The sequence below is a fragment of the Mesorhizobium sp. B1-1-7 genome, from assembly GCF_006442705.1.
Lineage (GTDB): Bacteria > Pseudomonadota > Alphaproteobacteria > Rhizobiales > Rhizobiaceae > Mesorhizobium > Mesorhizobium opportunistum.
Window position 1 is genome coordinate 409,474 of the sequence record NZ_VFWQ01000002.1, and the last position, 20,625, is coordinate 430,098.

The following is a 20,625-nucleotide window of genomic DNA, read 5'->3' on the forward strand; positions in this document are numbered from 1 at the left end:
ACCGCTCTATCTCTTTGTTTTTACGCAATTCCGGACGGAAAACCGTGTCACACTTTTCCTGGAATTGCTCTAGCGAGGTGTGACCTGCATGGGTAAACCACCATGCGGCTGCGTGGTCAGTTTCTGCACCGGCCAGGGCTTCGTTTCAGCGGTCACATCGAAGCGGAAGCGCGATAGCAGGATGGCGAGCGCGATGATCGCCTCCTGCATGGCGAAGCTGGCGCCGATGCAGACGCGCGGCCCCGCGCCGAACGGCAGATACTGGAAGCGGTCGATCTTTTCGCGGTTTCCCGGGTGAAAGCGCTCCGGCAGGAAGGCATCGGGCCTGTCCCAAAGCTTCCGGTGGCGATGAACGACCCATGGCATGACCAGCACGGCCGCGTGCTTGGGGATGTAAAGATCCTTCCACATCTCCGGCACGATCGGTTCGCGGTTGATCGACGGCGCCGGCGGGTAGAGCCTGAGCGCCTCCTCGAAGGCGGCGCGCGTCAACGGCATGGCGTCCAGCCACTTCGTCGGATCGGCTTCGCGCGCCAACACCTGGTCGATCTCCTGTTCGACCCTGTTGCGCTCCCATGGCGATTCGGCCAGGCAATAAAGCGTCCAGCCGAGTGCGCGCGCCGTGGTCTCATGGCCGGCGCCAATGAAGGTGATGATGTTGTCCTCGACCTCGGCCCGGGTCAGCCCCTCTGGCCCCTCGGCCTTGAGCAGGAGCGTCAGGAAATCCTGCGGCACGGCATCGGGATCGCGCCTGACCTTCTCTTCGCGCATCTTGACCGTGTCGGTGACGATCTTGCGGAAATAGGCCATGGTCTTGCGCCCGCGGATGCGGGTGAGCCGCGGCAGCCAGTCGGGCGCGCGCAACAGGTCGAGCGGATCGACACGGCCCATGGTCTCGAACAGACGATCGATCTCATTGGCGAAACTGCCCTGCTCGCCAGCGATCTCGCCGGAAAACAGCGTCTCGGCCAGGATGTCGTAGGTGAGCAGCGTCATGTCATGGGCGATATCGGACATGCCGCCCGCCTCGTAGCGGGTGGCGAACTCGCGCGTGCGCTTCAGCATCGGCTGGGCGAAGCCGAAAATGTGGCGCGGGGTGAACACCGGCGCCATCGCCTTGCGCGACCGCTTCCAGACCTCGCCCTCGGCGGTCAGCAGGCCGTCGCGCAGGATCGGTCGCAGGATCTTCTGGCGCACCGTCGCCATTTTGTAGTTCTTGGCATTGTCGACCAGCACATGGCGGATAAGGCCGGGGTCGTTGGCGATGACCAGCGGCCCGCCCGCGCCGTTGGCCGAAATCCAGGGTTCGTTATAGGTCGGCTCACCCCACAGTTCGAGCGGGTTGCGGTAGACGATGCGGATCATCTCCAGCGTCGAAGGCGGCGACGTGCGCGGCTTCGGGGCGGGCGGAACGAATGGTGCGGGCTGCGTGTCCATGAAGTGCTCCGCTGTTGCCCCTCAATGTAGTGACTGGCGATGCGGGCGTCCATGTGGCCGAACGGCAGGACGAACCAGGCCAGCGCGAGACGCGAAAGCAGACGGCTTCGTTCATCCGATCGTGACCGCCGGGCGCAGGCTCCCGCCTTGTCCGTCGTTGCGCTCTGCCGTAGGGACCGTCACCAACGATACCGCCAATCGAAGGAGCCCGCCTTGAAACATCATCTGAACATCATCATCGGCAGCACGCGGCCCGGCCGCGCCGGCCCGGTTTTTGCCGAGTGGCTGGAGGCGTTCGCGCGCGAGCATGGAAAATTCGAGCCGGTGCTGACTGATATCGCTGCGTTCGACCTGCCGGTGCTGGACGAGCCGCATCATCCGAGACTTGGCAACTACCAGAACGACCACACCAAGGCCTGGTCGAAGGCGACCGACGCCGCCGACGCGTTTGTGTTCGTGGCGCCGGAGTACAATTATTTCGTCGCGCCGGCGATCGTCAACGCGGTCGACTACCTGGCGCGGGAATGGAAATACAAACCCGCCGCCATTTTCAGCTATGGCGGCGTTTCCGGTGGCCTGCGCGCGGCGCAGGCGCTGAAGCCGTTACTGACATCGGTCGGAATCATGCCGATCCCCGAAGGCGTCGCGCTGCCGATGTACCAGAAGCTGCTCGACGAAAACCGCGCTTTCAACGCCAGCGAGCAGGTGGCTGGCGGAGCCAGGACCATGCTGGACGAGTTGTCGCGCTGGAGCGAGGCACTGAAGCCGATGCGCGCGGCCTGAACGAGCCGGTTCGGGCCGGCTTGCCCGCGCGATAAAGAGGTGGAATGGTCGGCAAACGACCGAGCCGGGGGGCGGTTCCACTTGCGTTTGCTGTTTGCCTTGCTGCTGATGCTCGCGACCACCGCCACGGCGGTGGCCGAGCGGCGCGTGGCGCTGGTCATGGCCGACGACGATTACCGGCTGGTCCGGGCGCTCGCCAATCCCGTTCACGACGGCGAGGCGATGGAAGCGTCGCTGAAGAAGCTCGGTTTCGAGGTCGTGCTCGAAACCAACCGGGATCTGCGGCGCATGCGGCGCGCACTCGACGATTTTCGCGAAGACGCCAAGGGTGCCGACGTGGCGCTGGTCTATTTCTCCGGCCATGGCGTCGAGATCTCAGGCGACAACCGGCTGCTGCCGGTCGATGCCGACGCGTCCTCGCTCGACGCGCTGGACAAGACCAGCCTGCCGCTGGAAGAGGTGCGCGACGCGGTCGCCGCCACCGCCAAGGTCGGGTTGATCGTGCTCGATGCATGCCGCAGCGATCCGTTCTCGGGGAACGGTGGCGAAGGGCGCGGCGCCACCGCCCTGGCAAAGGATGTCGCGGACAAGGTCAAGCCGGGCCTCGGGCGCGTTGGCCGGGCGGAAAACATCCTGTTTGCTTTTTCGGCCGCGCCCGGCGAGACGGCCGCCGACGGAACCGGCCAGAACTCGCCCTTCACCACGGCGCTGACCAAATATCTCGGCACCGACGGGCTCGAAATCCGCTCCGTGCTGACGCTGGTGCAGCAGGAAGTCTACGACCTGTCGCGCGGCAAACAGCTGCCCTATGTCGAGAGCGGCCTGCCGAAGCTGTTCTTCGCCGCCACCGCCAGGGAACAGTTGCCGGAGCGCGAACGCCTGCTGCTGGCCATGGCCGACGTGACGCCGGAAATGCGCGGCCAGGTCGAGCAGATCGCCACCGATGCCGACATGCCGCTGGCGCCGCTCTACGGGGCGCTGATCAGCGCCGACACCAGCCATCTGTCGGCGGACAGGCTGAATGCCCGGCTGCGCGAGGCGGCCGACGCCTTCGTCAAGGTGCGCGCCGAGATGAAGACGCTGGCTGCCGACGATCCGCGGGTCACTGAACTGCGCCGCCAGGCCGAGGAGCAGCTGGCCCTGGGCGCCTTCGGCGCGGCACAGGCGAAGCTCGCCGAAGCGGTCGCTGTCGACGAGGTGTCGCGCAAGGCGCTGAAGGCGAATTTCGTCGACCGCACGCTGTCGCAGGCCGCAACACTGTTCTTGTCGGCGGGTGCCGCGCGCGCCGATCTCAACTATACGGCGGCCATCAAGGGCTATGAAACGGTGCTGTCGCTGTATGGCGAAGCTGGGCAGACCGCTCTCAACCTGGAACAGGCCGACCGCCAGAGCCGCACGCTGGAGGAACTCGGTCAGCTCTATACGACGGTCGGCAATGTCGAGGCGGCCGGCCGCGCCTTCACCGCCCTGTTGGGCGATCTCGAGCAGCGGTCGCGTCAGGAAGCCGATCCCAGCGTCAAGCGGGATCTCGCCATCAGCCACATCAAGCTCGCCAACATAAAAATGGCGCAAGGCGACCTGCCGACCTCGCTCGAAAACTATGAGGCGGCCAGGGGCATGCTGGAGGCGCTGACCGCAAGCATGCCGGACAAGAAGGACTGGCTCGGTGATCTTGCCATGGCCAATGACAAGATCGGCAACGTGCTGGCGACGCAAGGCGACGTGGGCGCGGCGGCTCAGGCCTATCGAGAGAGCCTGTCGATCAAGCAGAAATTGGCCGATGCCGAGCCGGACAGCGCCTATCGGCTGCGCGACCTGACCATAAGCTATGACGAGATCGGCGACCTTGCCCGTACCGCCGGCCAGTTGGACGATGCCCAGACGGCCTTTGAGGAGAGCCTGAGAATTCGGCTGGTGCTGACGGGGAACAAACCCGATGACCCAGAGCGCCAGCGCGCTGTCGCGGTCAGCCAGGAGCGGATCGGTGACGTGCTGCGCCAGCGCGGCGACGCCGCCGGTGCGCTCGTGGCCTACAGCAACAGCCAGGCGATCGCCGAAAACCTGGTGCGCCGCGACCCTAACGATACCGACTTGAAGCGCGACCTGTCGATCAGTTACGCCAAGGTCGGCAACGCACTCAACGACCAGGAGAACTGGCCGGCGGCACTGGCTTCCTACCGGCAAGCACTGGCCGTGGCGCGCGACCTTGCCGCTGATGACCCCGCCAACACCGAGTGGCAGCGCGACCTGTCGGTCTGCCTGGAGAAGGTTGCCGGCGTGCTTGACGCCCAGGGCAATACCAGCGACGCGCTGCAAAACTACCAGGACAGCCTTGCCATTGCCGACCGGCTGGCGAAGCTCGACCCAGGCAATTCCGACTGGCAACGCGATCTGTCGATCACCCTGTCGGAAATCGGCATGCTGGAGACCAAGCAGCGCCACTTCGAGGCCTCCAAGAAAGCCTTCGAAGCCAGCCTTGGCATTCGCCAGCAATTGGCCCGGTCCGACCCGAACAATGCGATCTGGCAATTTGACCTGGTGCAGGCCTACATCAACTATGCGTATGTGGCCAAGGATCCGAAGGCGGTGCTGACCAAGGCGCTGAACCTGACGCTGGAGCTCGATCGCACGGGCCGGCTGGCGCCCAGGGACAAACCCACGATCAAATATCTGCGCGGCCTTGTCGCTAAATTCGGCGCCCGAAAAAAATAGCCGGCTGCCGGCTCGGCATTTGGGCCGGAAATGCCTGCAAACCTTGGAAAAACCGCCTTTAGCGCCTATATCTTGTGCATAGCAGAGGCGCGATTCGGGGCCGATTTTTCGCGCTGTACAAGCGGCATCTAGACAACAGGTTTTCATGAGCGACCAGATCGAGAACACCAACGGCGCTGAAGCCGAATACGGCGCCGATTCCATCAAGGTTTTGAAGGGGTTGGACGCCGTCCGCAAACGCCCCGGCATGTATATCGGCGACACTGACGACGGTTCGGGCCTGCATCACATGGTCTATGAGGTGGTCGACAACGCCATCGACGAGGCCCTGGCCGGTCACGCCGACCTGGTCACGGTGACGCTCAACCCCGATGGTTCGGTGACGGTTATCGACAATGGCCGCGGCATTCCGACCGATATCCACACCGGCGAAGGCATTTCGGCGGCCGAAGTGATCATGACGCAGCTGCATGCGGGCGGCAAGTTCGACCAGAATTCCTACAAGGTGTCGGGCGGCCTGCATGGTGTCGGCGTGTCCGTGGTGAACGCCCTTTCGGCATGGCTGAAGCTCAAAATCCGCCGCAATGGCCAGATCTTCGAGATGAGCTTCACGCATGGCAATGCGGACGCGCCGCTGAAAGTCACCGGCGCCTATGAACAGGACAAGCAGCCAGGCACCTATGAGGGGCGCAGCGGCTCGGAAATCACCTTTTTTCCGTCGGCCGAGACCTTCACCATGGTCGAATTCGACTTCGGCACGCTGGAACACCGGCTGCGTGAACTCGCCTTCCTCAATTCCGGCGTGCGCATCGTCTTGACCGATGCCCGCCATGCCGACGTGTTGCGGCATGAGCTGCATTACGATGGCGGCCTCGAAGAGTTCGTCAAATATCTCGACCGGGTCAAGAAACCGCTGATCGACAAGCCGATCGCCATCAAGGCCGAGCGCGACGGCATTACCGTCGAGGTGGCGATGTGGTGGAACGACAGCTACCACGAGAATGTGCTGGCCTTCACCAACAACATCCCGCAGCGCGATGGCGGCACCCATCTGGCCGGCTTCCGTGGCGCGCTGACGCGCCAGATCACCGGCTATGGCGACTCCTCGGGCCTGACCAAGAAGGAAAAGGTCTCGCTGATCGGCGACGATTGCCGCGAAGGCCTGACGGCGGTGCTGTCGGTCAAGGTTCCCGACCCGAAATTCTCCTCGCAGACCAAGGACAAGCTGGTCTCGTCGGAGGTCCGCCCGGTGGTCGAAGGGCTGGTCAACGAGGCGCTCGGCACCTGGCTGGAAGAGCACCCGACCGAGGGCAAGGTGGTCATCGACAAGGTGATCCAGGCCGCGGCGGCGCGCGAAGCCGCGCGCAAGGCGCGCGACATCACCCGCAAGAGCTCGCTCGGCGTCACGTCCCTGCCCGGCAAGCTGGCCGACTGCCAGGAACGCGACCCGGCGAAGTCCGAAATCTTCATCGTCGAGGGTGATTCCGCCGGCGGCTCGGCCAAGGGCGGCCGTTCGCGGCAGAACCAGGCGATCCTTCCCTTGCGCGGCAAGATCCTCAATGTCGAGCGGGCACGCTTCGACCGGATGCTCGGCTCCGACATGATCGGCACGCTGATCACCGCGCTCGGCACCTCGATCGGCAAGGACGAGTTCAATGCCGACAAATTGCGCTATCACAAGATCATCCTGATGACCGACGCCGACGTCGACGGTGCCCATATCAGGACCTTGCTGTTGACCTTCTTCTTCCGGCAGATGCCGGAACTGATCGAGCGCGGCCACCTCTACATAGCCCAGCCGCCACTCTACAAGGTGACGCGTGGCAAGAGCTCGCAATACATCAAGAACGAGAGCGCCTTCGAGGAATTCCTGATCGGCTCCGGGCTCGAGGAAGCCTCGCTTGCGCTGGGCTCCGGCGAGGTTCGGGCCGGGCAGGACCTGCGCAGCGCCATCGACGATGCGCTGGCCGTGCGCCAGCTCATCAACGGCCTGCACACGCGCTACAATAGGGGCGTGGTCGAACAGGCCGCGATCGCCGGCGGGCTCAACCCCGACGTCTTTGCCGACCTCGGCCGCGCCAACGCGATGGCGGAGCGGGTCGCACAACGTCTCGACATCATCGCCGAGGATACCGAGCGCGGCTGGACAGGGCGGATGTCGACGTCGAACGAAGGGATCGGCGGCTATGTGTTCGAGCGCACCGTGCGCAGCGTCAAGGAATACGCCCATCTCGACATGGCACTGATCAATTCGGCCGACGCCCGCCAGCTCGACCGCTACGCACAGCGCCTCAGCGAGGTCTATGGGACGCCGCCGGTGCTGCGCCGCAAGGATGTCTCCGAAACCGTCTCGGGGCCTCTGGCGCTGCTCAATGCCGTCTTTGCGACCGGCCGCAAAGGGCTGACCATGCAGCGCTACAAGGGTCTCGGCGAGATGAACGCCGAGCAGCTCTGGGAAACCACGCTCGACCCGAATGTGCGCTCGCTGCTGCAGGTCAAGGTCAATGACGCCACCGACGCGGACTCGCTGTTTTCGCGGCTGATGGGCGACGAGGTCGAGCCGCGGCGTGAATTCATCCAGGACAACGCGCTATCGGTCGCCAATCTGGATATCTGAGGTCTGTGCAAGCTTTTTTGAGACATTGGCGTGCCCCAGGGCCCGCCAATGTCGGCTTGCACAATCAAAATCATTGAGAAGTTGCCGGAACAGAAGGCCTTCAAAGACATTGTGACAGTGTCGATCACAATTTCTTACAGGAGGCTTTCATGGGACGCGGCATTCTACTGTGGCTGCTCGGAGTTCCGATTCCGATCATCATTCTTCTCATGCTTTTCATGCGATAGGAGGCCTCCATGCAGTCCTCCACCCTATCGGCTGTCGGCGTATCGACTGCAACGGAATCATCCTCCACGGCTGTCAGCTGGGGACCGATCATCGCCGGTGCCTTCGCGGCCTCGACGCTGACCTTCATCCTCATGCTGCTCGGCTCCGGGCTTGGGCTAACGATGGTTTCACCCTGGTCGGGCTCTGGCCTCTCGGCGACCAGTTTCGCCGTATCGACTGCAATCTGGCTTGTCGTCGTGCAGTGGTTGTCGTCGGGTGTCGGCGGCTATCTGGCGGGCCGGCTGCGCACCAAATGGGTCGGCATCCACACCGACGAAGTCTATTTCCGTGACACCGCTCACGGCTTCCTCGCTTGGGCGTTGGCCACCTTGCTCGTCGTCGGCGTGCTTGGCTCGGCACTTTCGGCGGCGATTGGAACGGGCGTGCAGGCAGCATCCAACGTGGCTTCGGGCGCCGCCACGGGAGCGTCGGCGGGCGCGTCCGCCAATGCCAACAACGCATCGGCATCGGCCGACAATGCGACCTCCTATCTGGTGGATTCGCTGTTCCGGCCGGCCGATCCGGCCAAACTCGCCACCGGCAACCCCGGCGATCAGGCCGCCGCGGCGGGGCAGGCCTCGCGCATCCTGATCGCCGGTACCGTCGCGGGCGAGGTATCCGCGGAGGACAAGACATACCTGTCGCAACTGGTGGCCGCGCGCACCGGCCTCTCCGAGGCGGATGCCAAAACGCGTGTCGATGCTGTCCTGGCCAAGGCGCAAGATGCCAAGGTCAAGGCACAGCAGGCGGCCGACACAGCCCGAAAAGCAAGCGCGACTTTCGCCCTGCTCGGCGCCCTGTCACTCGTCATCGGCGCCTTCATCGCCAGTGCCGCCGCGGCGCTTGGCGGCAGGCAGCGCGACGACGAGGAAGCGGTATTTCTCGCGAACCCCTGAACGCAATCGTCCAGAAAATAGAAACGAGAAGAGCCCGGCTTTGAAACCGGGCTCTTTGCGTTTGTATGTCGAGATTTCTGCCGGCCCGGATCAGTGATCCATGGCCTTGACGATTTCCTCGGTCATCTTCTTGGCGTCGCCGAGCAGCATCATGGTGCCGTCCTTGTAGAACAGCGTGTTGTCGATGCCGGCATAGCCGGAGCCGAGCGAGCGCTTGACGAACAGGCAGGTGCGCGCCTTGTCGACGTCGAGGATCGGCATGCCGTAGATCGGCGAGGACTTGTCGTCGCGCGCGGACGGGTTGGTGACGTCGTTGGCGCCGATGACATAGGCGACGTCGGCCTGCGCGAATTCGGAGTTGATGTCCTCGAGTTCGAACACTTCGTCATAGGGCACGTTGGCTTCGGCGAGCAGCACATTCATGTGGCCGGGCATGCGGCCGGCCACCGGATGGATGGCGTATTTGACGTCGACGCCGTTGGCCTTGAGCTTGTCGGCCATTTCGCGCAGCGCGTGCTGCGCCTGCGCGACCGCCATTCCGTAGCCCGGCACGATGATGACTTTTTGGGCGTTCATCATCAGGTAAGCGGCGTCGTCGGCCGAGCCCTGCTTGACCGTGCGCTCTATGCCGTCATCGGCGGCAGCAGTCGTCTCGCCGCCGAAGCCGCCGAGAATGACCGAGATGAAGCTGCGGTTCATGCCCTTACACATGATGTAGGACAGGATCGCACCGGACGAGCCAACCAGCGCGCCGGTGATGATCAGCGCTAGGTTGCCGAGCGTGAAGCCGAGTGCGGCCGCCGCCCAGCCCGAATAGGAATTCAGCATCGAGACGACCACCGGCATGTCGGCGCCGCCGATCGGGATGATCAGCAGGATGCCGAGCACCAGCGAGGCGGCGACGATCAGCCAGAAGACCAGTTTTGACTCGGTGGTGACGAGCAGGATGATCAGCACGATCAGCGCCACGCCGAGCGCCGCGTTGATGAAGTGGCGGCCGCCGATCATGATCGGCTTGCCCGACATGCGACCGTCGAGCTTGAGGAAGGCGATCACCGAGCCGGTGAAGGTGATGGCGCCGATGGCGACACCAAGGCTCATCTCGATCAGCGCCTGGGCATGGATGTCGCCAGCCGTGCCGATGCCGAAGCTTTCCGGCGCGTAGATGGCGGCTGCCGCCACCATGACGGCGGCGAGGCCGACCAGCGAGTGAAAGGCCGCGACCAGCTGTGGCATCGAGGTCATGGCGATGCGGCGCGCGGTGACGGCGCCGACGCCGCCGCCAATGGCGAGGCCAAGCACGATCAGGCCAAAGCGCGGGGCGGACGGGGTTGCCAGCGCCAGCGTGGTGGCGATGGCGATGGCCATGCCGATCATGCCGTAGAGATTGCCCTGGCGGCTGGTGGTCGGATGCGACAGGCCGCGCAGCGCCATGATGAACAGGACGCCGGAAACGAGGTAGAGGAAGGACGCGAAGTTGGCGTTCATGGCGCTCTACTTGTCCTTCTTCTTGTACATGGCCAGCATGCGCTGGGTGACGAGAAAGCCGCCGAAGATGTTGACCGAAACCAGCATCAGCGCGACGAAGCCGAAGCCGGCGGCAACACCGGAAGCGGCGATGCCGACGGCCAACAGCGCGCCGACGACGATGACCGAGGAGATGGCGTTGGTGACGGCCATCAGCGGCGTGTGCAGTGCGGGGGTCACCGACCAGACGACATAGTAGCCGACGAAGATCGCCAGCACGAAGATGGCGAAACGGAAGACGAAGGGATCGATGGCGCCGCCCGAGAGCGCGTGCGCGGCGTCACCCGCCGCGTCAGTGCCACCAGGAGTGTTGGCCAGGTTCTGCACTGCAAGCCGGACGGCAGCACTGGCCTGGTCGAGCTGGTCGAGGGCTTTCTGCAGGGTCTGATCCATCACGCTGTGCCTTTCGACTTGGAAGAGGGCGACTTGGATGCGGCGGTCTTCCTGGGCGCGGACTTCTTGGGCGAAGCGTCGGCGACCATGGTCTTGGCCGGGATCGCGGCCGGCTCGACATATTGGCCCTTTGGAGGCTGCTGATCGGCCTTGGCGAAGGCCGGATGAACGACTTTGCCGCCATCGGTCAGCATCGTTGCCTTGACCAGATCGTCATCGCGGTTGATGGCGAGCGTCTTGGTCGTCTTGTCGACCAGCGTCTCGAGGAAGGCGAACAGGTTCCTGGCGTAGAGCAGCGAGGCGGATGCGGCGACGCGGCCGGGCACATTGAGGTGGCCGACGATTTTTACGCCATTGGCCGTGTTCACCACCTGACCTGGAACCGCGCCTTCGACATTGCCGCCACGCTCGACCGCGAGGTCGACGAGCACCGAGCCCGGCTTCATCGAAGCGACCATGGCCGCCGAGACCAGCTTCGGCGCCGGCCGGCCGGGGATCAGCGCCGTGGTGATGACGATGTCCTGCTTGGCGATGTGCTCGGCGGTGAGCGCCGCCTGCTTGGCCTGGTATTCCCTGGACATTTCCTTGGCGTAGCCGCCTGCCGTCTCGGCGGCCTTGAACTCGTCGTCCTCGACGGCCAGGAATTTTGCACCGAGCGAGGCGACCTGTTCCTTGGCGGCGGGGCGCACGTCGGTGGCGGTGACGACCGCACCGAGGCGGCGCGCGGTGGCGATCGCCTGCAGGCCGGCGACGCCGACGCCCATGATGAACACCTTGGCGGCAGGAACAGTGCCGGCCGCCGTCATCATCATCGGCAGCGCACGGTCATATTCCGAGGCGCCGTCGATCACCGCCTGATAGCCGGCGAGGTTGGCCTGGCTGGACAGGACGTCCATCGATTGCGCGCGGGTGATGCGCGGCATGAATTCCATCGAGAAGGCGGTGACACCGGCCTTGGCCAGCGCCGCGACGGCGGCATCGTTGCCATAGGGGTCCATGATTGCGATGACGGCGGCGCCGGATTTGTATCCCTTCAGCTCGGCTTCCGACGGCCGGCGGACCTTGAGCACGACATCGGCCTTGCCAACATCCGCGGCCTTGCCGATGGCAGCTCCCGCCTTGGCGAACTCTTCGTCGGGGATGCGCGACCTGGTGCCGGCACCGGTCTCGACGACGACATCGAAGCCAAGCCCGGCCAGCCGCTTCACCGTATCTGGCGAGGCCGCGACACGCGGCTCGTTCGCGTCAAGCTCACGAGGGATGAAAACCGTCTGTCCCACCGCATGATCCTTTCGGCTGGAACCTGTCTGCGCAAAGTGTCGGCCGGGGCGTCCGGCGACGTCAAGGCAAGAGGGTTTTGGAAAGTCTACCGCAGAATGAAAGCGCCAACGGCCATGATCAGGATGAACAGGATGGTCGCCGAGAAGAAGCCGCCAGCGAAGAAGCCGAAAGCCATCGCCAGGAGTATGGCGCCGCAGAAAAGCGATCCGTATTTGGCCAGCATGAGAAAGCCCGCATAGGTGCGGTCATGCTCGGCGTAGTCCATCTTCGCGCCCAGTTCTACAGGACCGCTCGGCGTGTGATCAGCCATAGGAATACCCCTTCGAAGACATCTTTGAGGCACATAGCGAAAAGCCGGGCCAAGAGCAATGGCGCTATTGCCGCATCGCAGCCGACAACTGCCTCAAGGGAAAATTGAAACTGCCGGCATCATGTGTCAGCTCCGTTGAAGCTGCTGTGAGAATTTGGCGGTTCTGGACGTTGTCGCGGGGGAGTATCGTCGCCGGATGAACAGCCGGTGGTGAAGCGCCATGACCACGCCCATACAGACATTTGACTGGAACGGCACTGCCATTGCGTGGGGGACCGCCGGCTCAGGCCCTCCGATCGTGCTCGTGCATGGCACGCCGTTCTCCTCGCATGTCTGGCATCGCGTCGCACCGGAACTGGCGCGCGAGCATACGCTGTATTTCTACGATCTTCCCGGATATGGGCGATCCACCAAACGGGAAGGCCAGGATGTTTCGCTGGGCATCCAGAACGAGGCGCTGGCGGCGATGCTGGCCTTTTGGAAGCTCGATCGACCCAAGATCATCGCCCATGATTTCGGCGGCGCCACGGCGCTACGCGCGCACCTGATCGACGGCCGTGACTATGACAGGTTGCTTTTGATCGACCCGGTGGCGGTGCGGCCATGGGGCTCGCCCTTCGTTCAGCATGTCCGACGACATGAGGCCGCCTTCGCCGGCGTGCCTGACTACATACAGGTGGCGATCCTGAAGGCGTATGTTTCGGGCGCTGCGGCCAGGCCTCTGTCGGACAGCGAACTGGAACCCTACATCGCGCCTTGGACCGGGCCTATTGGCCAGCCGGCTTTCTATCGGCAGATCGCCCAGATGGACCCGCGTTTCACCGACGAGGTCGAACCGCTCTACGGTGAACTCCGCTGCCCCGTCGCTTTGCTGTGGGGAGAGGACGACCGCTGGATATCGCCGCAAAGCGGCCAAAAGCTCGCGGCCATGTTGCCGGATTGCGCCTTGACCCTCGTCCCCGGTTCCGGCCATCTCATGCAGGAGGACAGGCCGGAGGCCATCGTCGCCGCAGCGCTACGCTTCTTCGCTGGCTGAGAGTTAATGCTGACGCAATTCCCAAGGGCAAGCGCTATGCGCTTTTATCGGGAAACCCGCCTTACATTTTCCTGAAATTGCGCCGGCTTCAGCCGGCGAGGTGCGGGAACAATCCAAGCAGGCCGGCGATGATCAGGTAGATCGCGACAATGTAGTTCAACAATCGTGGCATCACGAGGATCAGCACGCCGGCTATCAAGGAGATCAGCGGCGTGAGCGCGAGCGTTGAAACGGTCATATGGGAAACTCCTTTCGACCCTGTCTGGTCGACGATTGTATGGCCCACGCGATAACGACGCGACAGCCGCTGGCGCACATTCCCGGCGCGCCCGCCGTCACCCAGAACGCGGAAACCGCCTGGAAGCTCCACGGATGTCGGGAAAAATCGCACGGCGTCGGTCGCGAGACCTCAGGCGGCTTCGCGAAAATACTTTGCCGTCGGCAGGATGGTCAGCGGTGCCAGTTCGCCCGCACCAGGCGTCTCGAACAGCATGCGCTGCTCCAGCGGCGTCGAGCGGAAGAAGGGGAACCGGGAGAAGGAGCGCTCGCGGATTGCGTTGACGTTGGCGCGGTAGAGCACGACCTTGTAGTTCAGTCCCGGATAGTCGCGCAATTCGCCGATCTGCTCGGAGCAATAGATGCGGCGATAGAAGCCCGCATGCTCAGGCCGGATGGTGGAAAGGCAGTAGGGCGCATCGAAGTAGAAGCAGGCCATGCCGGCAAGGCGCAGCGTGAGATAAGGAATCTGCGGATAAACCCTCGACCAGTCCGGGTCGGCGGCAAAGCGGCTCGGATCGGCAAAATGCGCGCCGGCGGCAAGCATTGGCCGCAGGATGTCACCATAAACCGTGGTGGAAGGCGACTGCGGCGTCTCGTGGCAGGCATGGTGGATGCGCAGCGTGCTGACCAGGTCGCCGTCAATGTAGATGCCGAACTTCGAACAGTTCTCGGCTTCATCCAGTTCGTCGTGGATAATATGGTCCGGATTCTCCGGCACCATGTCGCTCAACCGATAGGATTTGTAGCGCAACCTATAGATGTCTTCGAGGTCTTCGCCTTTGTCGCAGCGGCGATATTCAGTGCGCTCCAACATCGCGGAGATGTTTCGGGCAAAGCTCGACATGTTGTCGGGCGAATTTTCTTCGCTCACGCCCGCCACCTGGCGAAGCGCTGTCAAATGCGCGTCCATGGACTTTCCCCGTAAATGCCGCCGCGTTTCAACCCTACGACGAGACCACGGGATGTAAAGATGAAAATGATTCGGGCACTGTTTACCGAACGTTAAGGTTAACAATCGGTAAAATTTTACTAAAATCAAAAGCATCCGTCCCGCAAACTAGCCGCGGGATGCCCTCTTGGCGCTTTTGATCTCCTTGGCAAAGGGCCAGACCGTGGTCGACATGGTCTCGATACCGGACGCGCTGAGCGCGGAGCCGAACAGGAAGCCCTGCACGAGATCCGGCTTGACCTCGAGCGCCAGGATCTTGAGCTGTTCGAAGGTTTCGACGCCTTCGACCGTTACCGAAAGCCCCAGCGGCCGCGAAAGATTGACGATGCCCTTGAGCAGCTCCAGGGAACGGGAGTTCTGGGTGACGTCCATGAGGAAGGAGCGATCGATCTTGATCTTGTCGAGCGGCAGCTTGTGCAGGTAGCTCAGGCTCGAATAGCCGGTGCCGAAGTCGTCGAGCGCGATGCGCACGCCGATCTGCTTCAGCTCCTCGATATACTGGCGCGTCAGCGACTTGTCGTCGAGCAGCGCCGTTTCGGTGACCTCGATCTCCAGCCGGCCGGCAGCGAGACCGGAGCTTGCCAAGGCATCGCGAACCTTCTGGATGACGTCGCGGCTGCGGAAATCCTTGGCGGAGAGGTTGACCGAGACGCTGGTCTGGTCAGGCCATTTGGCACATTCGGTGCAGGCCGCATGCAGCACGAAGGTGCTGATTTCCGAAATGATGCCCATTTCCTCGGCCAGCGGAATGAAGATGCCGGGTGAGACCGGTCCGAGATCGGGATGGTCCCAGCGACACAGCGCCTCGCAGCTGGCGATGCGCATGGTGCTCATCGCCACGATCGGCTGGTAGACCACCCGCAGGCCCTTGCTTTCCACGGCGCTGCGCAGGTCAGCCTTCATCAGCTGGCGATTGCGGAACGCGGCATCCATCGCCGCCTCGAACAGGCGCCAGCCGTTCTTGCCGAGTTCCTTGGCCTTGTAGAGCGCCAGGTCGGCCTTGACGATCATCGCGTCGACATCGCTGTCCCTGACCCGCGACAGCACCGCGCCGCCACTGGCCTGGATGCGCAGCCCGTGGCCGGCGACGTCCACTTCGCCCTGCAACGCGGCAAAGATCTCATCGATCTGGATGGTCAGGTGGCTCTCATCCTCGATGCGGTCGAAGAAAACCATGAACTCGTCGCCGCCGAAACGGCTGACGGTGATGCCTTGCCCGGCGACGGCGGCAAGACGTTCGGCGACCGCATAGATCAACCCATCGCCGATCGGATGCCCAAGCGTGTCGTTGACGCTCTTGAAATCGTCGAGGTCGAGCACCGCGAGGCCGCAGAGACGATCGCGGTCGCCCGAAGCCATCGCCTCGCCGATCAGTTCATGGAAATAGGCGCGATTGGGCAGGCCGGTGAGATTGTCGTAGCGCGCCATGAAGCGGATCTTGTCTTCCGCCTCGACGCGCGCCGTCACGTCCTCGAAGGTGATGACCCCCAGTTCCTGGCTGCCCTCGCGGGCCGAGAATTCATAATGCTGGCCATTGGCGAGGGAAACCAGAACCTTGCGGTCGCGGCCCTCGCGCAGCGCGCGGGTCAGCTGGGCCTCGATGTAGCGGCAGTCTTTCGGCGCCAGCATGCCGCCGGCGACGCCGCGCATCAGGAGACCGTGGATCGATCGTCCGAGCAGCGCGTCGGCCGATTTGAGCGACATCAAATGCGCGGCCTCGGCATTGGCGACCGCCACCCGGCCGTCCGGGCCGAGCATGACAAGGCCGTGCGACATGGTGTTGAGCGCCCGGTTGAAACGCTGGGCGAGGCGGTTTGCCTTCTTTTCCTCCGACAGCGCCGCGAAAAGCACCTCGCGGACCAGATCGGCGAAGCGCTTGATGGCGAACAGGAAGGGCGCCGAAAGCAGGCCAAGGATGAAATGGTAGGGGTCGCCGCGCAGGATGAAGCCGAGAGAGATCGGCCAGGTCATGGTCATGATGAAGATCATCACCATCCTGGGCGAACCATAGTTTCGGCCGGCGATGGACGTGGCCGACGCCAGCGTCACGCAGACCGCGGCGATCTCGGCAAACCCGTCATAGGCGAGATAGATGCCGACGAAACAGAAGGTTCCCAGCATGAAACCATGCATGGAGCCGTAGAAAATATAGTCGTTCTCGCGCCGGCGGGCCTCCTCCCAGCTCTTGGGCGTCGGCGCATGCCGGTACTTGCGGATGTTGCGCAAGCGCAGGAAGGCGACGGTCAGGAAACCAAACGTCACCGCAAGGTAAGCCGGGTCCCTGGTCTTCCAGTAGACGAGCACCACCAGCAGGGTCTGGGCAAAGAATCCGATCGAAAGCGTCAATCCGTCGCGAAACAGGGTTTCCACGAACGGAATGTAGACGTCGACCGGGATCTCGTTCTTTTTTCTCAGATTCACGCCTGAATCCCAACCCTTGGGAGCCAAGCAGTGCCATATTCGCCTTAAGAAACATTTAGAGGGGCGGACGCTCGCTCGCGGTCAAGGGAGTTGACGCCAGGGAAAGCCGGGAAAATGCGGTTCAGGTAAACAAGCCGTATCCGTCATTCGGCGGCCTGGAGTTCCGGCCGCTTCGAGGCGGCTGACAGGCGTTCGAGGAGCCTTTGGCGCTCGCCAGCGGCCTTTTCGGCGCTGGCCTGCCGGACATGGCCATAACCGCGGATGAGTGCCGGAACCGACACGAGGGCGGTCGCAGCCTCGACCTTGCCCGGCGCCAGCGACTTGGCGACAAGATCGAGATCGCTCTCATACCGTGCCAAAAGCTGCCGTTCCATGCGCCGCTCGCCGGTGTATCCGAACAGGTCGAAAGCGGTGCCGCGCAGGCCCTTGAGCGCCGCAAGCAGGCGAAACCCCTTCATCATCCAGGGGCCGAAGCTCGATTTCCTCGGTTTGCCGTCATTGCCGCGCCGGCCCATGATCGGCGGCGCGAGATGGAATTCGAGCTTCTCGTAGCTCTGGAACTGCTTGCCAAGCTCGGCGGCGAAGGACCCATCGGTGTAAAGCCGCGCCACCTCGTACTCGTCCTTGATCGCCATCAGCTTGAACAGGTTCCTGGCCGCGGCCTCGGTCACGGCGGTCGAACCCGGCACGGCCTTCGTTTCGGCAGCGCGCAGGCGGGCCAGGCTGTCGGCATAACGCTTGCCGTAGGCGGCGTTCTGGTAGGCGGTCAGGAAGGCGACACGGCGGCCAATGATCTCGTCCAGCGTCTGCGCGACCGGGGCGGCCTGTCCGGCCTTGCCCGGCTGGGCGACGAGGCCACGCACGAAATCCGGCTGGTGCGCCGCGCGGCGGCCCCAGCGGAAGGCGGCGATGTTCATCGCCACGGCTTCGCCGTTGAGTTCGATCGCCCTTTCGACCGCCTCGGCCGACAGCGGCAGGCCGCCATGCTGGAAGGCGAAGCCGAGCATGAACATGTTGGCGCCGAGCGAGTTGCCGAACAAAGCGGTGGCGGTGCGGGTGGCGTCGAAGAAATGCGCCTTGTCGTCGCCGGCCGCGCTCCGGATCGCCTTCTTCAGGCGCTCGATGGGCAGCGAGAAATCGGCCGAGCGGGCAAACTCGCCGGGCATGATCTCGGCGGTGTTGGCGAGAAAGATCGTATGGCCCTCGCGCACCGCCGTCAGCACCTTCTTGGCGCCCGACACGACGAGGTCGCAGCCAAGCACCAGGTCGGCCTTGCCCGCCGAAACGCGGATGGCATGGATGTCGTCCGGCGTGCGGGCGATGCGCACATGGGTAAACACCGAACCGCCCTTCTGGGCGAGGCCGGCCATGTCGATCATGCCGCAGCCCTTGTCCTCGAGATGGGCGGCCATGCCGAGGACTGCACCGACGGTGACCACGCCGGTGCCGCCGACGCCGTCGATGATCGCCGCCCAGCCCTCGGAGCCCAGCGGGAATTCGGCCGGTGTCGGCACCCCGTCGAGCGGATCGGCCTTGCCGGCCAAGCCTTCGGCCTTCCTGATCTTGGCGCCGTGCACGGTGACGAAGGAGGGGCAGAAGCCGTTGACGCAGGAGAAGTCCTTGTTGCAGCTCGACTGGTCGATCTTGCGCTTGCGGCCGAATTCGGTTTCGACCGGCTGGATCGAGACGCAGTTCGACTGCACGCCGCAGTCGCCGCACCCTTCGCAGACCAGCTCGTTGATGAAGACGCGCTTGTCGGGATCGGGAAAGGTGCCGCGCTTGCGGCGGCGGCGCTTTTCGGCCGCGCAGGTCTGGTCGTAGATCAGGATCGAGACACCCTTGACGTCGCGCAGCTCGCGCTGGACGAGGTCTAGGTCGTCGCGGTGATGGATGGATGCGCCGGCGGGGAATTCGACCTTGCCCGCATATTTGTCGGGCTCGTCGGTGACGATGGCGATGCGGTCGACACCCTCTGCCCGCACCTGCCTGGCGATCATGTCGACGGTCAGGCCACCCTCATGCGGCTGGCCGCCGGTCATGGCGACGGCGTCGTTGTAGAGGATCTTGTAGGTGATGTTGGCTTCGCTCGACAGGGCGAAGCGGATCGCCAGCGTGCCGGAATGGTTGTAGGTGCCGTCGCCGAGATTCTGGAAGATGTGGTCGCGCTTGGAGAACGGCGCCTGGCCGACCCATTGCGCGCCCTCGCCGCCCATGGCCGTGAAGCCGAGCGTGTTGCGGTCCATCCACAGCGCCATGAAATGGCAGCCGATGCCGGCGGCGGCGATCGAGCCGTCCGGCACCTTGGTCGAGGAATTGTGCGGACAACCCGAACAGAAGAAAGGCGTGCGCGAGCCGATGTCAGTGGCGTCCGCAAGCATCGCCTGGAACTGTCGCAGCTTGCCCACCCGCGCCGAAATCTCTTCCGACGGACCAATGGTCTTCACGATCTTCTCGCCGAGCGCAATCGCGATCTCGTTGGGATCGAGCGCACCCTTGGCGGGAAATAGCCAGTCACCGCGCTCGTCTTTCTTGCCGACGATGACCGGCTGCGAGGCGGTGCCGTAGAGGCTTTCGCGCAGTTGCACCTCGATCAGCGAGCGTTTTTCCTCGACCACGACGATGGTATCGAGGCCGCGGGCAAAGTCGGCGATGTGATGCAGGTCGAGCGGCCAGGGGCAGCCGACCTTGAACAGCCGCACGCCGATGCGGTTGGCGGCCGCCTCGTCGATGCCGATGTCCTCCAGCGCCTGGCGCACATCCAGATAGCTCTTGCCCAGGGTGATGATGCCGATCTTCGGGCTGCGGCCGCCCGAATAGACGATGCGGTTCAATCCGTTGGCATGGATGAAGGCGGAAGCCGCGGCGCGCTTGTGTTCATGCAGGCGCTCCTCCTGGCCCAGCATGTCGATCTCGTGGCGGATGTTGAGGCCGCCGGGCGGCATGTCGAACTCCGGCACGACGATGTTCAGCCGCTCAAGCGATGCATCGACCGAGGCCGTCGATTCGATATTGTCCTTGACGCATTTGATCGCCGCCCAGGTGCCGGCAAAGCGCGACATGGCAAAGCCGTAGAGGCCGTAGTCGATGATCTCCTGGACACCCGCCGGGTTGAGGATCGGCACCATGGTGTCGACGAACAGGAATTCGGTGGCATGCGCATTGGTCGAGGATTCGGCCATGTGGTCGTCGCCCATCAGCGCGAGCACCCCGCCATGCTTCGACGAGCCGGCGAGATTGGCGTGGCGGAACACGTCGCCGGAACGGTCGACGCCAGGCCCCTTGCCGTACCAGACGGAAAACACGCCATCGTGGGTGCCCTCGCCCAGCAGTTCCGTCTGCTGCGATCCCCAGCAGGCGGTCGCGGCAAGCTCCTCGTTGAGGCCCGGCTGGAAGACGATGTCGGCCCCGGCGAGCTGCTTCTTGGCCTTCCACAGCTGCATGTCGAGGCCGCCGAGCGGCGAACCGCGATAGCCAGAGACGAAGCCGGCCGTGTTCAAGCCCGCGCGACGGTCGCGCTCGCGCTGCATCAGAAGCATGCGGATGACCGCCTGCGCGCCGGACAGGAAGATGCGCTCCTTCCCGAGATCGAACTTGTCGTCGAGCGCGACATCGTGCAGCGTCATCAGGCATTTCCTCTGCGAAGGCCGCGTGGGGCAGCAGCCAACGTCGGGATCGGATGACGCATCCTTTCTCCCCTTGCAAGTCAGGTCAAACAAA

14 protein-coding genes are annotated in these 20,625 nt (G+C 63.8%); 5 read left to right on the plus strand and 9 right to left on the minus strand.

From position 1 onward, the window contains the following. Window positions 1-69 precede the first annotated feature (69 nt). Window positions 70-1,437 carry a cytochrome P450 gene (locus tag FJ978_RS04485; RefSeq protein WP_013891549.1) on the minus strand — a complete coding sequence of 456 codons (1,368 nt, stop codon included), beginning with the start codon at window positions 1,435-1,437 and terminating at the stop codon, window positions 70-72. Between the two features lie 213 nt (window positions 1,438-1,650). Between FJ978_RS04485 and FJ978_RS04490 the strand changes: the two genes are divergently transcribed. The 4 genes from FJ978_RS04490 (at window position 1,651) to FJ978_RS04505 (ending at window position 8,712) form a co-directional block, all read left to right on the plus strand. After that, window positions 1,651-2,220: an NADPH-dependent FMN reductase gene (locus FJ978_RS04490; protein WP_140570574.1), complete on the plus strand. Its 570-nt coding sequence runs from the start codon at window positions 1,651-1,653 to the stop codon at window positions 2,218-2,220. Between the two features lie 81 nt (window positions 2,221-2,301). Beyond that, window positions 2,302-4,932, plus strand: a complete 2,631-nt coding sequence (locus FJ978_RS04495) for a caspase family protein (protein ID WP_140570576.1) — start codon at window positions 2,302-2,304, stop codon at window positions 4,930-4,932. Window positions 4,933-5,077: 145 nt separating this feature from the next. Beyond that, window positions 5,078-7,549, plus strand: coding sequence for a DNA topoisomerase (ATP-hydrolyzing) subunit B (gene gyrB, locus FJ978_RS04500; RefSeq protein ID WP_140570578.1), 2,472 nt, complete (start codon window positions 5,078-5,080; stop codon window positions 7,547-7,549). A gap of 236 nt (window positions 7,550-7,785) precedes the next feature. Continuing rightward, a complete protein-coding gene (locus FJ978_RS04505; RefSeq protein ID WP_140570580.1) occupies window positions 7,786-8,712 on the plus strand; it encodes a hypothetical protein in 927 nt (308 codons plus the stop codon). A gap of 90 nt (window positions 8,713-8,802) precedes the next feature. Here the strand turns inward: FJ978_RS04505 and FJ978_RS04510 are convergent, their stop codons facing one another. The 4 genes from FJ978_RS04510 to FJ978_RS04525 all read right to left on the minus strand — a co-directional run bounded on the left by FJ978_RS04510 (window position 8,803) and on the right by FJ978_RS04525 (window position 12,223). Next, window positions 8,803-10,200 (minus strand): NAD(P)(+) transhydrogenase (Re/Si-specific) subunit beta, encoded by a 1,398-nt coding sequence (locus FJ978_RS04510; RefSeq protein ID WP_140570582.1) that lies wholly within the window; start codon window positions 10,198-10,200, stop codon window positions 8,803-8,805. A gap of 6 nt (window positions 10,201-10,206) precedes the next feature. After that, complete coding sequence (locus FJ978_RS04515) at window positions 10,207-10,635, minus strand: NAD(P) transhydrogenase subunit alpha (RefSeq protein WP_181176650.1); 429 nt, start codon at window positions 10,633-10,635, stop codon at window positions 10,207-10,209. After that, window positions 10,632-11,912, minus strand: a complete 1,281-nt coding sequence (locus tag FJ978_RS04520; protein ID WP_013891557.1) for a Re/Si-specific NAD(P)(+) transhydrogenase subunit alpha — start codon at window positions 11,910-11,912, stop codon at window positions 10,632-10,634. The genes FJ978_RS04515 and FJ978_RS04520 overlap by 4 nt, the downstream gene beginning before the upstream one ends. Before the next feature lie 86 nt (window positions 11,913-11,998). Further along, window positions 11,999-12,223 (minus strand): aa3-type cytochrome c oxidase subunit IV, encoded by a 225-nt coding sequence (locus FJ978_RS04525; protein ID WP_013891558.1) that lies wholly within the window; start codon window positions 12,221-12,223, stop codon window positions 11,999-12,001. A 220-nt stretch (window positions 12,224-12,443) separates the two neighbouring features. On the opposite strand from FJ978_RS04525, the gene FJ978_RS04530 reads away from it, so the two are divergent. Beyond that, entirely contained in the window at window positions 12,444-13,259 is an 816-nt protein-coding gene (locus FJ978_RS04530) for an alpha/beta hydrolase (protein ID WP_140570586.1), read from the plus strand. 88 nt (window positions 13,260-13,347) lie between these two features. On the opposite strand, the gene FJ978_RS04535 is transcribed toward FJ978_RS04530, so the two are convergent. From FJ978_RS04535 to FJ978_RS04550, 4 genes are all read right to left on the minus strand, one after another. Beyond that, the gene (locus FJ978_RS04535) at window positions 13,348-13,497 is read right to left on the minus strand and encodes a DUF3096 domain-containing protein (RefSeq protein WP_013891560.1); all 150 of its coding nucleotides are present in this window, start codon (window positions 13,495-13,497) and stop codon (window positions 13,348-13,350) included. Window positions 13,498-13,668: 171 nt separating this feature from the next. After that, entirely contained in the window at window positions 13,669-14,448 is a 780-nt protein-coding gene (locus FJ978_RS04540) for a hypothetical protein (RefSeq protein WP_013891561.1), read from the minus strand. A gap of 147 nt (window positions 14,449-14,595) precedes the next feature. Then, entirely contained in the window at window positions 14,596-16,908 is a 2,313-nt protein-coding gene (locus FJ978_RS04545; protein ID WP_140570588.1) for an EAL domain-containing protein, read from the minus strand. A 143-nt stretch (window positions 16,909-17,051) separates the two neighbouring features. Next, complete coding sequence (locus tag FJ978_RS04550; RefSeq protein ID WP_140570590.1) at window positions 17,052-20,531, minus strand: indolepyruvate ferredoxin oxidoreductase family protein; 3,480 nt, start codon at window positions 20,529-20,531, stop codon at window positions 17,052-17,054. Between the last annotated feature and the right edge of the window lie 94 nt (window positions 20,532-20,625).